The organism is Nocardiopsis nanhaiensis (assembly GCF_054778635.1).
Genome location: NZ_BAAGZJ010000053.1, coordinates 41448 through 54690, shown reverse-complemented (window position 1 = coordinate 54690; position 13243 = coordinate 41448). Strand labels below are relative to the sequence as shown.

Annotated in this window: 7 protein-coding genes and 1 pseudogene; all 8 read right to left on the bottom strand. The window is 70.4% G+C overall.

Translation table 11 applies throughout. The features are described 5' to 3' along the window. Positions 1-970: pseudogene (locus tag ACYVD1_RS22845) on the bottom strand (hypothetical protein); the annotation flags it as partial. 813 nt (positions 971-1783) lie between these two features. Continuing rightward, on the bottom strand, positions 1784-3748 hold the full coding sequence (locus ACYVD1_RS22840; protein ID WP_460776427.1) for an endonuclease/exonuclease/phosphatase family protein: 1965 nt from the start codon (positions 3746-3748) through the stop codon (positions 1784-1786). 346 nt (positions 3749-4094) lie between these two features. Beyond that, a complete protein-coding gene (locus ACYVD1_RS22835; RefSeq protein WP_460776435.1) occupies positions 4095-6632 on the bottom strand; it encodes a polynucleotide kinase-phosphatase in 2538 nt (845 codons plus the stop codon). 53 nt (positions 6633-6685) lie between these two features. Next, positions 6686-8197, bottom strand: coding sequence for a 3' terminal RNA ribose 2'-O-methyltransferase Hen1 (locus ACYVD1_RS22830; RefSeq protein ID WP_460776425.1), 1512 nt, complete (start codon positions 8195-8197; stop codon positions 6686-6688). Positions 8198-8269: 72 nt separating this feature from the next. Then, positions 8270-8725, bottom strand: coding sequence for a hypothetical protein (locus tag ACYVD1_RS22825; RefSeq protein WP_460776422.1), 456 nt, complete (start codon positions 8723-8725; stop codon positions 8270-8272). Beyond that, a complete protein-coding gene (locus ACYVD1_RS22820) occupies positions 8722-9801 on the bottom strand; it encodes a hypothetical protein (RefSeq protein WP_460776418.1) in 1080 nt (359 codons plus the stop codon). The genes ACYVD1_RS22825 and ACYVD1_RS22820 overlap by 4 nt, the downstream gene beginning before the upstream one ends. Before the next feature lie 70 nt (positions 9802-9871). Next, on the bottom strand, positions 9872-10918 hold the full coding sequence (locus ACYVD1_RS22815; protein WP_460776416.1) for a PLC family EF-hand domain-containing protein: 1047 nt from the start codon (positions 10916-10918) through the stop codon (positions 9872-9874). A 135-nt stretch (positions 10919-11053) separates the two neighbouring features. Then, positions 11054-13102 carry a TRAP transporter permease gene (locus ACYVD1_RS22810; RefSeq protein ID WP_460776431.1) on the bottom strand — a complete coding sequence of 683 codons (2049 nt, stop codon included), beginning with the start codon at positions 13100-13102 and terminating at the stop codon, positions 11054-11056. Positions 13103-13243 lie beyond the last annotated feature (141 nt).

The window sequence follows — 13243 nt, the reverse complement described above, 5'->3', positions numbered from 1 at the left end:
TAGCCGGGCCGTCTTCGCCCTGGAGGCCGAGGAAGGTGGGCAGGGGCACCATGATGTTGATCATCGCCACCGCAGCACGCTTGCGACCCGTGCGCCCCTTCCCCTGGCCGTCCCCGCCCCGGGCACCCTCAGCGCCCTCGCTGGAGTCGGTGGGGCCGGTGGGGTTGGTCGCGGACCGGACCAGGTTCATGAACGCGTCATACATCCGCTCCGAGGACGACACGTGCAGCCTCTCGGGGTCATACTCCGACTCGTGGGCCTTGAGCACACACCTAAGCTCCTCGGCGTGCTCACCCGGACCCCAGAGCTCGAACAGGTGAGTGCCATCAAAGGTGCGCACCACACGCGCACCACGGGCGTCGAAGGCGGCCTGGTACTGCTCCTCCACCACCGCCGGGTTGTACTGGGCCAGCAGCTCCCGGCCCAGCCGGGCGATGTCGGAGGTCGACATCGACGGCTCCCTGGCCTTGGAAGCCAGAATCCCGGCCTCCACCATCCGCCGGAAGAGGCCAGCATCCGGGTAGCGGCCAGTGTTGCGCACCCCCACCGCCTTATCAGCGGCCTTGCACACCGCCACCGCCTCACCAATCGACAACAACCCAGAGTCCAGGCCCTGGCGGGTGGCGGGCAACTCCTGAGCGAACAACCGCCGCGCCAGCTCGGCGCGCCCGTTGGCCTCAACAGGGGCCATACCCACCGAGTGGATCAGCCAGTTCTGCACCGACCTCTGCCCACCCGCCTCCAACAGAGTCCCGGCCGCCTCCAACTGCGCCAGCCGCAGCAGCATCGAAAGCTGGGCCCGATCGAAATCCTCGAACACCTGAGAAATCACATCCAGGACCTGGCCAGCTGCTCCGGTCGGGGGCACCTCCGCCATCTCCGAAGCGATCTTTCCCCGGGCAGCACCCATGGCGGCCACGGCGGGCGTATTGCCCGCCGCATTCCCGCACTGCCCGAAAGAAGAAGTCATACCACTAAGGATACCAAGAAAGACCCAAAAAGGACCTAACCCGGAGGTGATAACACCCTTACCAGGCCACCCCGACCCGCCTTTCCCATTCCCCGGAAAAAAGCCTTCCAGGAAAGTTGGCAAACCTCCCCTGGCCACATTCCTGGGCAAAGCGGGCATATGCGCACCCGAATGGGAATGATCTTGCTCCTGTCGCCATTCTCGACGGCCGAGGGTGGAGACAGGAGCAAGATCATCGGGGTTTTCGCCGCGCACAGTGACCAGCCGCGACACCCGCAAGCGGTGGGCTCCGGCGCAGTGGCCCACCCGGCCGAAGATCGCGCTGTTCGGCCCCCGCAGCCCACCATGACCGGCCGCGACACCCGACCCGTCGACGCTCCGGCGCAGGGTCAGGCATCGGCCGCCAGGCCGACAGAATCCGTCTTTCGGGCGGAGCCCGAATTCGCCACAGGCCTCGACCACGCGTCCCCCTTTCCCGATAGCCGCCAACCCGCCGTCGTAGCGGAGCGGGTCAAGGTGGAGCGCCGTTGACGCGCGAAGCGCCCGACGGCGACGACCTTGACGCGCGCAGCGGAGACGGCCACAATCGGGCGGCGGGAAAGGAGGGAACCCTACGCCAACAGAGAAAGCCCAGCCACAGAAATTGACCGGCTAGCCGAGAAGGGCCCAGCCAAGAAGACACCCCGCGCCCGACACCATTGTTTGAGGCTTAAGGGCCCTCGGCGTCGCCTCGGGACCGGCAGGAAGAGCACGCCTCCCGGTCCCGTCGTTCTCCCGGTCCCGTCGCGTCCGTGTTTCCGTCGCGTCCGTGTTTCAGTCGCGTCCGGGGGACGTGCTGAGGCGGGTGTCGATCCGCAGGACCTGCGGGTCGTGGTCACTCACCTGGTCGTGGAACTCGGAGTTGATCCGCACGACCTCGTAGTCGACCCGCCCGGCCAGGGCGCTGTTGACCAGGATGTGGTCGAGCGCCTGGGAGTTGCCGTCGAAGACGTAGTTGTAGCCCTCGGCCGGGTCCAGGAGGTCCACCATGGGGTTGGTGAGCGCACCGTCCCCGGTGAGGATGTCCAGGGTCGTGGAGAACTGGAAGTCGTTCAGGTCTCCCATGACCACGAGGTCGGCGTCGGGATCGGTCTCCAGGAGGTCGTCGGAGAACGCGCGGACCAGCTCGGCCTGCGCGTGGCGCTGGGTTTCGGTCACCCGCTCCGGCGGCTGGTTGACGCCGTGCAGGGCCTCGTCTCCGCCCTTGGCGTTGAAGTGGTTGGTGACCACGTACAGGTCGCGGTTGAGCGCCCGGAAGTGGCCGACCAGCGGCTTTCGGCTCTCGTCCCACGCCTCGTCCTCGGGCTGGATCCGCCCCGGGGAGACGGACAGCTCGGCGCCGCGCTCGCCTTCCGTGACCTCGACGGCGGTGGTGGCGTCGCCGCCCTCCACGTCCACGAACTGGGTGCGGTCGGGATTGAAGAGGAACGCGTTGCGGATGTTGCCGCCGGGGACGCCGCCGTCCTGGCCGTCCTCGGGGCTGATCTGGCGCCACTCGTAGTCGGGGCCGCCCGCGTCGGCGATGGCCTCGACGAGGCGGTCCAGGGTCACGTCGGCGTCGACCGCGCCGTCGTCGGTCTCGCTGCTGTTGTCCTGAATCTCCTCCAAGCCGACGATGTCGGGCGAGCCGAGGTAGGACACGAAGCCCTCGGCGAGGGCGTCGAAGTCGGCCTGGTCGTCCTCGCCTCCGAGGTTCTCGACGTTGTAGGTGGCGACGCCCACCTCGTGCCGCGCCGTCTCCTGGGCCGGAACGCGCTCCAGGTCCCCGGGCTCGTGCTCGCCGAGTGTGGTGGCCTGGACGACGTATCCGCCGAACTGGCTGTAGTAGACCGGGCCCTCGGTCACGCCGGCGACGGTGTCGCCGACGTTCGCCTCGGGGAAGGGGCGGACCTCGCGGTCCAGGAGCGACTCGATCTTCACCCGGCCGCTGTTGGGGTCGTCGTAGGCGTTGTAGTGGGTACCGCCGTTGGCCGTGGGGTTCTCGTCCGGACGGGTGGTCACCCACAGGGCCTCGAAACCGTCGGTGGGACCGACGACGGGGGCGTCCTCCACCCGGACGAGCATGTGCTCGTGGGCCGCCCAGAAGTCGAGGGCGTACTGCTCCGGCTGGAGATCCAGCTCGGTGATGTCGCCGCCGTGGTCGGGGGCGTAGGCCTCCGGAATGGTGTCTTCCTCCAGCACTACCGCCTCGGGCAGGTCGTTGCCGCTGCTGAGGGTGGTCCACTCGGCCTGGTCGAGCTGGGTGATGGTCTGCGTTCCCTCGTCGGGCCGGTATTCGCTGACCCGGCCGGCGGCCAGGATCTCGTCGCCCACCTCGACGTCGGGGGTGGTGGAACCGGTGAAGACGAAGAGCGCCTCGCTGGTACGAGGGTCGTCATCACCCTCGGAGTCCTGGAACCAGAACCCCTGAGCGCTCCCGAAGGCGTTGACAGCCGTGACCACGCCGGGCAGGCCGGTGACCTCCTCACCCACGTGCGGTGAGGTCCGGGCGGTCCCCTGGATGTCGTGGATCCGCAGTTCGCCGGGCTCGACCGAGCCCTGGCCGACACCGGGTTCCGCGGCCTGCTCACCGGCGCCGTCGGCGGGGGCGTGGTCCCCGGCCAGGGTGGGCACCGGCGCCACGAGGCTCGCGCTCAGTGCCGCCGCCGCGACCGCCGCGGCCGAGGCTGCCGAACGCCTGCGGGCCGGTCTTGGTTCCGCCGGAGTGGGGGATGTGGGTCTGGAGGGTGTAGGGGACACGCCTGCTCCGTCTTCTCCGGGTACGTCTGGGTATTCGTGCGGCCACATCATTGCGGCCGGGGGTGTCCGGTTGAAAGAGACGACGTGAAAAGTAGACGACCCGGTGCCCGATTGTTGTGATCGCACGACAAGTCAGCACCCGTCAATTGGTGTGATCCTCCAGGCCCGGGCGTCCTCTGCGCCCGCCCCAACGTCGGTTGCCGGGAAGTCTCGGACCGGGGAAGTGAGCTCGAAGACTCCGCGGGAAGGCCGTATGCCGTGGGCCCCTCCGCCGCAGGTACTGGCCCGGCAGAACATGGTGGGACGGTGCGGGGCGCGCAAGGGATTTCCCGCGCACCCCGCACCCTCACAGGCGGGGGTCGACCGGTTCGGTCTCCAGGGCCAGGACCGCGAAGACCGGTTCGTGGACGCGCCACAGCGGCTCGCCGGCCGCGTGGCGGGCCAGGGCGGCCAGTCCGAGCTTGTGCTCGCGCATGGCCAAGCCGGTCTTACGGCCGAGTTTGCGGTCCTTGAGCACCGCCATCCGCTCCGGGTCGGTGTAGTCCGCCCCGTAGATGATCCGCAGGTACTCCGGTCCGCGGACCTTCAGCCCCGGCTGGGCGAGGCCCTTGCGCCCCTTGGCCCGCGCCCCGAGGAGCGGCTTGACCACCATGCCCTCGCCGCCGTGGTCGACCATCTCCCGCCACCACGCGGCCGCGGAGGCGCAGGCGTCGGTGTCAGTGGTGTCCACGACCCGGTAGCGGGTGAGCTGCACCATGCCGCCCGCTTCGGCGAGCTGTTCGGCCACGCTCATGTGCCAGAGGTGGTCGGCCTCGCTGTACTCCTTGCCCTCAGAGGCCAGCAGCATGAACGGCGCGTAGCGGAGGCCGTTCGCACCCTCGGTGTCCCAGGAGTAGCGACGGTAGACCGCGCTGAACCGCTCCATCTGGTCGGTGCGGCGCGCCACGGTCTCAGACAGTGCCCCGACCTCGACGCCCCGCTCGGCCGCCGCGGCCAGCGCAGTGGCGGCGGCGGGCAGGGAGGCCCGTGCCGCGGCGCCCACGGAGGCGTACTGCTCACGGATGAGCGAGCGCGCCTTGGCCGACCAGGGGAGCATCTCGCCGTCCAGGGCCACCCAGTCCGTGCCCAGTTTGTCCCAGAGTCCGGCGTCGGTGACCGCCTGCCGGAGCTGGCCGACCACCGCTGCCTGGACCTCGGGGTCCTTGAAGAAGGGGCGCCCCGTGCGGGTGTAGACGGTGCCGAGCTCGCCGGGGACGAAGCGCCGTTCGGCCGCGGCCCCGTCACGGCAGAGCACGGCGACCGCTCGGGACCCCATGTGCTTCTCCTCGCAGATCACCTGGCCTATGCCGGAGGCCCGGAAGGACGCGAAGGCCTCGTCGGGGTGCTCCAGCAGTCCCGGGTCGGCGGCGGTCGGCGCGGGCGCCATGGTCGGCGGCAGGTACACCAGCCACCGCGGGTCCACGGAGAACCGGCTCATGACCTCGAGCGCGGCCATGGTGCTCTCGGAACCGGTGCGCACGGTGCCGTGGCCGGTGTCGACGAACAGTCCCGGGGAGAAGTCGCCCACGCCGACGTCGTTGACGTCGACGGCCTGGTGGTCGGACCGTTCGGCCCGCTCCGGCGGGTTCTCCACCAGCGGCCGGACCGGCTCGTACCACGTGTGCTCGGCTTCCACGTCCACGAGCTCCCGCTCGGGGTAGCGCAGCGCGGTGAGTCTGCCGCCGAATACGCAGCCGGTGTCCAGGCAGATGGTCCGGTTGAGCCATTCGGCCTTGTTGGTGGGCACGTGGCCGTAGACCACCATGGCCTTGCCCCGGTAGTCACGCGCCCAGGGGAGCCGGACGGGGAGCCCGAACTCGTCGGTCTCTCCGGTGGTCTCCCCGTACAGGGCGAAGGAGCGCACCCTCCCGGAGGCCCGGCCGTGGTATTCCTCCTTCAGTCCCGCGTGCGCGACGACGAGCTTGCCTCCGTCCAGCATCAGGTGGCTGACGAGGCCGTCGCAGAAGGCGAGCACCTCCTTGCGGAACTCCTCGGTCTCCTGGCCCAGCTGCTCCATGGTCTCGGCCAGGCCGTGGGTCAGGCGCGGCTTGGCCCCCTTCAGGACGCGGACGAGCTTGTTCTCGTGGTTGCCGGGCACGCAGAGGGCGTCGCCGTCGGCGACCATGCCCATGACCAGGCGCAGTACGCCGGGGCTGTCGGGCCCGCGGTCCACGAGGTCACCGACGAACACCGCCGTGCGCCCATCAGGGTGCCGTGCGCCGACCGGACGGCCCTGGTCGTCGCGCCGGAGGCCGTAGCCGAGTTCGCCGAGCAGGGACTCCAGCTCGGAACGGCAGCCGTGGACGTCGCCGACGATGTCGAAGGGGCCGGTGAGCTCGGTCCGGTCCGGCCAAGGGCGTTCCAGCCGGATGTCGGCCCGGTCGATCTCCTCCTGGCCGCGCAGGACGTGCACCTTGCGCACGCCTTCGCGGCCGAGGCGCTTGAGCCCGTCCTTGAGGTCGCGGCGCTGGCGGCGGATGACATGGTCGCCGAAGTTCCGGTCGGGGCGCGAACGGTTGCGCTCCCGGGCCACCGCCTCGGGAACGTCGAGCACGATCGCCGTGGTGAGGACGTTGTTGTCCTTGGCGATGCGGACCAGCTGTTCGCGGGATCTGCGCTGGACGTTGGTGGCGTCCACGACGGTGAGCAGTCCGCGCCGCAGCCGGATGTCCACGATGGTGCCCAGCAGGGCGAAGGCGTCCGAAGTGGCGCTCTGGTCGTTCTCGTCGTCGCTGACCATGCCTCGGCAGAAGTCGGAGCCGATCACCTGGGTCGGTGCGAAGTGCCGGGCGGCGAAGGTGGACTTGCCCGACCCCGACACCCCGACCAGCAGGACGAGCCCCATCCGGGGCACGCTGAGTACGCGGGGCTCACGGGCGGCCTCGATATTCGACTCGCTCACTTGGTGAACACTCCCATCTGGGTCGGTGCGCCGGTCTCGGGGTGCTCCGGGCCGACCGGCAGGTGGCGGACGCTGTAGCCGTGTTCGCCGGCCACCCGGTCGGCCCAGGCGGTGAACTCGGCCCGGGTCCACTCGAACCGGTGGTCGGCGTGTCGGAAGGCACCCGCCTCCAGCCCTTCGTAGTGGCGGTTGTACTCGATGTTGGGTGTGGTGACCACGACGACGCGGGGGGCCGCCTCACCGAAGACGACGTTCTCCATCGCGGGCAGCCGGGAGGGGTCGAGGTGCTCGACGACTTCCATGAGGACGGCCGCGTCGTGGCCGTGGAAACGCCGGTCCCGGTAGACGACGGAGCCGAGCAGCAGCTCGGAGCGGTCCCGGTGTGCCTTCGCCTCGCCGCCCCGGGTGTCGGCGAACAGGGGCCGGTGGCCTCTGCCCCCGCCCGGGTGACACCCCTTGCAGAGCTTGCGGTGCGCGGCCTCCAGGCTGCCCAGGTGTACGTCCACCCCGGTGATCCGGTCCAGCCCCCGGTCCTTGACCAGGCGTTCCAGGAGTTTGCCGTTGCCGCAGCCGAGGTCGATGACGCTGCCGACCCGCTCGGAGTTGAGCGCGGCCAGCACCGCGCCCGCGCGCTGCTCGGAGAGGCTGGGCTCGCGTTCCTCGACAGCCGGGTCGTGCGGCACCCCCGCCGTACCGTTACCGGTGTCCTCGCCGCTCCCCCGGTCCTCGGACTCGGCGAGCCGGGACAGGGCCGTGCGCACGTAGCGCTCGCGGCGGGCGAGGTAGCGGCGGGTGATCCAGCCGCGCTCCGGGTGCCCGGCCAGCCAGCCCGCGCCCCCGCCGTCCCCGTTCTCCACCCCGTCGACCGGGGCGCCGCCCGCGCGCAGGAGCTTGTCGATCTCCGTGGAGTCCACCCAGTAGTGCTTCTGGCCGCCCTCCAACGCGGGCAGCAGCACGTACAGGTGGCTGAGCGCCTCGGAGAGCCGCAGGGTGCCGGTGAGGGTGAGCGACAGGTAGTGCGAGTCGCCCCAGCCTGGCAGGCCGGGGTCGAGCGGGACCGGTTCGGCCCGGACCTCCCAGCCCAGCGGCTCGAAGAGGGCCCGGGCGCGCTCCGGGCCCGGGCGGCAGGGCACCGCGGGCAGGTGCAGGACCAGTGGGATGGGTGTGCGGGCGAGTTCGGGGCGGCTCTCGCACACACCCCGGACCGCGGTCCGCAGGACCCTGCCCAGCGCCACCGTGAACAGCGAAGAGGAGGCGTAGGGCCGGTCGTTGACGTACTGGGCCAGGGCGAAGTCGGGTGTGCTCACCGACGTGCGCGAGCGCAGCAGGGCCTGCGGGTCCACTTCCAGCAGGAGGGCCGCGGTGCAGCGTTCGTCGGTGGCCTCGGGGTAGAACACGTGGGCCGTGCCGAACGACTGCTCGAAGCTCTGTGCCTTGTCGGGATGCTTGTGCAGCAGGTATCCGAGGTCCGTCGCCGGCTTCGCTGTGGTGGTGATCGTCAGTAGCACCCGTGCATTGTGTCCGACCGGCTCACCGGTGGACCAGTGCTTTTCACCCCGGTAATGTTCCCCAGCCCGTTCTCAGGGGCGACCGGTTCCGGTCGGCCGCTCCCGTTGGCTGTACCTCAGAAGGGCAATAGGCACGAAGGCGGCCAGCCCGGGGACCAGCGGGCTGACAAGCATCAGCAGGGTCGGTGCTGAGGGCAGGCCGAGGAACGCGAGGACGAGCGCCAGCCAGGCCAGGAAGTACAGGGGCGCCCCGACCAGTGCGGTGGCCAGAGCCGACGGCAGCCCGAACCATCGGGCGAACAGGCCGAACAGGACAGGGATGAGCACCAACGGTAGGAGACCCGCCACGATGGCGTACCAGCCGAAGTCGTCCGGGCCGGTGAGGAGATCAGCGGTCGTCATGCCGACCACGTGACCCGTCACCGTCGCCGCGAGAGCCGCGCCGACGGCGCGCGGCAGGACCTGGAGGACGGCCTGGGGCGCTTGGTCGGGGGCGCGTTCGGCACGAAAGCGAGGGCTGTGGCTCACACCGTCCCCTTCGAGGACGAGACCCCGACCGCCAAAGCGATCGGCACGAAGGTGGCCAGGGAGACCAGCAGGTTGGGGAACAGCGGGCCGAGGGAGAACAGCACGTCACCGAACCTCGGCACGGCACCGAAGTTGGTCAGAGGGAGGAGGGCCGCGAAGATGGAGGAAAAGACCCCTAGCAGGAACGACACCACGACCAGGATGTAGAAGAGCACCCCGAGCCAGGTGGCGCCCCGCGCCGACGGCACCCTGAACAAGCGGGCGAACAGCCCGAACAGAATCGGGGTGAGCAGGAACGGTAGCAGGGAGAAGGCCGTCTCCTGGAGGAAACTGTCCGGGAAGGAGACGAGCATGAGGGTGGACAGCCATGAGAAGAACTGAGCGGCGCACACGGTGACGGCGGCGGCGCCGATGGCGCGCCGGATGATGTCGGAACGGTCCACGGAACCGTGAAGGGCTGGCACGGCGCTCGGCGAATCGGCCCGGACGCCGTGCTCCTCCGGCCGGGCGGCACGGACTCGCCGCCCCGTCCTCCCTCGGAGCAGCAGAGCGACCACCGGGTAGAAAAGAACGAAGGCCACGAGGCTGAACAGGGCTGGCATGAGGCCGTAGCCGTCCACCAGCACGCTGTACATGATGTCGGTGGGACTGGGCTGTGTCCCGACCTCGAACAGAGCCAGCAACGGCAGCACCAGGTAGAGGGGCGTTCCCCACGCGGCGGCGGCCGTCGGCGAGGGCACACCGAACCAGCGGCCGAACAGCCCGAACAGGACCGGGGTGAGCGCGAACGGCAGGAGAACCATCCCGACGGTGTACACGTACACGCTGTCCAGGACCGAGACGAGCCCGGTGGCGAACCAGCCCAGCATGTGCCCCGTCGCCGTCGCCGCGAGGGCCGCGCCGACGGCGCGGAAGACGGTCTGGGAACGGGTGGGGAGAGCTGCGGCAGGGCTCGGCGTAGCGCCCTGGCGCGGGGCCGTGTGGTACGGGGCTGCGGTGTTCGGACCGGGGCCGGGACGGGGAGACCCTGACGGCTGGAAGCCGTGCGCGGAGGGCTTGGGGGGCGGGTAGCTCATACACCAGATTCTGCTTGGCGCACTCCCCCGCCGCCATGAGTGTTACTACTCAGTCGCGGCCCGGCAGCGCTCAGCTGCCGTCGGTGACCCGGTCCCCTGCCCCGGGCGACTCCCGCGGGTCGACTCCCAGTTCGGCCATGGCCAGGGCCGCTTCGACGCGCGCAGACCCGAAGAAGGACCACGGGACATCGCACACGTAGCGCCCGACCAGCCCCAGGTGCCACCGGGCCAGGTCCTTCTCCCCGGACCGGTAGAAGGCCCAGCCGAGCAGGTGGTGCGCTTGGACGTCGCGCACGTGCGGCACGGCCGACGCGGCCCACCGCTGCGCGAGTTCGAAGAGCTCGCGGACCGCGTCACCGTGCAGGCGCCCCAAGCTAAGGGCCGCCATGTAGGGACTGTTGCCCTCCCGCACGAGCCTGCTCTGCTCTCCGCGCAGGTGCTCGGCGTGCGCCAGGGCGAGGACCGCGGGTAGCGGACTGCCCTCGGGCGCGGTGTCGGCCGCGGCCCCCGCAGCGGCGAACATCTCCTCGGCAGAACCTCCGCGGCTCGGGGCCAGCGAGCGCACCCGCGTCATGTGCGCGGGGAACAGGCGGGGTGCCCGCGCGGTCGCCTCGGACCAGGTGCGGTCGCGCTCCTCCCGGTCGCCGAGCCCCATCGCCACCGTCTGCAGGGCCGCCCAGGGAACGGCGTCCTCGGGGTTCAGCCGGGCTGCCTCCTCCAGCGGTACCCGGGTCTCGTGGAGGGCGGCCTCGAAGGCCTTCCGGTCGGCCTGTGCGCCCTCGGTTCCCCCGGACGGCAGGGATTTGGCGCGGGCGAGCAGGGCGTGGCCGAGCCACAGCAGTGTGTCGGCGCGGTCGGCCCCCTCCTCCACCAGGCCGGCGACGTCGTCGGGGCGTTCGGCGGCGGCACGGCCCAGGGCTTCCGCCAGGTAGGCGCGGACCTCCGGGTCCTCCCCGGCCTCGGCGAGCAGGTTCGCGCCAGCCCCGAGGTCGCCCTCGCGTACCGCCTCGCACCCGGCACGCGCCAGGGGGTCGGTCCCGAAGGAGGCCGAGAGCAGTTCCGCTTCCAGGTCGGTGCCGCGCAGCACGCGTCGCGGGTTCCATCCGAATCGCCACATGCCAGCGAGGTTAGGCCATCGGGGCGGGCCCCGGTTCCGGTACACGGCCGGCCCTCCGCGTCCACCGCCGAATGCGCAGGGCCCGCCGTCCCGCTGGGGAGTGCGGCGGGCCCTGAGCCCGGCGACCGGTGTCCGCTAGCCCTTGACCCGGTCCGGCTGCTCCTGGCCGATCGGGGCGACCAGGCCGCGGGCCTTGTCCCTGCGGTGGTTGACCACCTGGAGGGTGATGAAGACGAGGGCCGTGACGGTTCCGGTCAGGACGAACCACTGCGGATCGACCTGGACGGACAGCAGCGACTCGGTCCAGCCGCTCCATTCGGGGGCGATCAGGACCAGCGCGGCGGAGATCCCCAGGGCGATCCGTTCCCCGAGCATCGTGCGGCGCAGGAAGTAGCCCTCGATCGCCATCGCTCCGGCCGCGAGCGCGACACTACCCGTGACGATCGCCATGACCAGGTCCAGGACCGGCCCGTCCAACTCCATCAGCGCCGAATAGGCCATCAGGAGCGGGATGAGGTACAGGCCCTTGGCGAACTTCCACGCCGAGACACCGGAGCGCATCGGTTTGGAGTCGGCGATCCCGGACGCCGCGAAGGCCGCGAAGGCCACCGGCGGAGTCACGTTCGAGTCCTGGCTGAGCCAGTACACGATCATGTGCGCCACGATGAGTGCCAGTCCCAGCTGCTCCAGCGCCGGACCGGCCAGGATGACCAGGACCACGTAGGACGCTGTCACCGGTAGGCCGATGCCCATGATCAGGGAGGCCAGCGCGACCATCACCAGGGTCATGAACAGGTTGCCCGCGAAAGCGGTCACCAGGACGTCGGAGAAGACCAGCCCCAACCCGGTGAGGCCGACCATGCCGACGATGATGCCCGCGACGGCGCACGCGACGGACACCGGCAGGGTGCTGCGGGCCGCCATGACGAACACCTCGAGGAAGTCCCGGAGGCCGAGACGGCTGCTGGCGCGCAGCATGGCGACGACCAGCAGGGCGCCGCAGGCGGCCAGACCGGCCTGTGTGGGCGGCACGTAGTTCAGCAGCAGCGTGATGAGCAGGACCAGCGGGGCCAGGAAGTGCCAGCCCGCCCGCATCACGATGGCGAGGGTCGGGACGTCCTCCTTCCCCATCAGGCCGACGTTGTGCTTCCGGGCCAGGATGTCCACGAACAGCATCATGAGCGCGAAGTACATGAGCGCGGGGATGATCGCGACCTTGACGATGTCGGCGTAGGGGATGCCCAGGCGCTCAGCCATGAGGAACGCACCCGCACCCATGATGGGCGGCAGGATCTGCCCACCGGTGGAGGCGGCGGCCTCGACCCCGGCCGCGTCGTGCTTCTTGTAGCCGACCCTCTTCATCAGCGGGATGGTGAACGGTCCGGTGGTGGCCACGTTGGCGATGGCGCTGCCGGAGATGGAGCCCATGAGTGCGCTGCTGAGGACCGCGCCCTTCGCGGGGCCGCCGACCATGCGGCCGGTGAGGACGTAGGCCAGGCCGACGAAGAAGTTGCCACCGCCGGTCTTCGACAGCAGGGCGCCGAAGAGGATGAACACGAACACGAAGGTGACGACGACCCCGAGGGTGAGCCCGTAGATACCGTCGTTGCCCAGGTAGGTGTGGGTGGCGATGCGCTGGACGGTGGCGCCCGAGTGGCCGAACTGTCCGGGGATGAGCGGTCCGATCCAGGCGTAGAACAGGAAGGCCGTCACCAGGATGACCATGACCATGCCGACGGCCCGCCTGGTGGCCTCCAACAGGACGACGATCGCGACGATGCCCATGATCCAGTCGAGGTCGGTGTAGCCGCCCGCGCGTCGGGCCAGGTCGTCCTGGAACACGATCGGGTAGAAGCTGACCACCACGACAGCGGTCACCAAGGTCAGGTCCATGACCGCCGCGGGGATCGATTTCCCGGCCCGCCCCTTGACCGCGGGCATCACGAGGAACACCAGGACCATCACGAACATGAGGTGCATGAGTCGCTGCTGGCGGGCGTCGATACCGGCTCGGAGGGCGACGTACAGCTGGAAGGCGGTCAGGGCCACGCCAAGGGCGAGGACGACCCCGCCCATGATCAGGGCGGTACGGCCCTCGCCCCAGCGCTCCGCGGCGAGGCGCCGCCAGAACGGCTGGGCGTCCCCGCTGAGCCCGTCGACATCGGGTAGGGCGTCAGTGGCCATCGCGGGCCCGCGGACCGCGCCCTCGGTGTCGTGTTCGGTGCTCGGGGCGCCCTGGGCGGGTCCCTCTTGTTCCTCCGGCGGCGGGGACGAGTCGCCCCGCGCCTGTGGGCTCTCAGCCATGTTCTTCCTGTTCGGTCGGCG

Coding starts and splice junctions, on each gene's coding strand:
- ACYVD1_RS22820 (WP_460776418.1), bottom strand. CDS start 9,801: ATGAGCTACCCGCCCCCCAAGCCCTCCGCGCACGGCTTCCAGCCGTCA.
- ACYVD1_RS22815 (WP_460776416.1), bottom strand. CDS start 10,918: ATGTGGCGATTCGGATGGAACCCGCGACGCGTGCTGCGCGGCACCGAC.
- ACYVD1_RS22810 (WP_460776431.1), bottom strand. CDS start 13,102: ATGGCCACTGACGCCCTACCCGATGTCGACGGGCTCAGCGGGGACGCC.
- ACYVD1_RS22835 (WP_460776435.1), bottom strand. CDS start 6,632: ATGGGGCTCGTCCTGCTGGTCGGGGTGTCGGGGTCGGGCAAGTCCACC.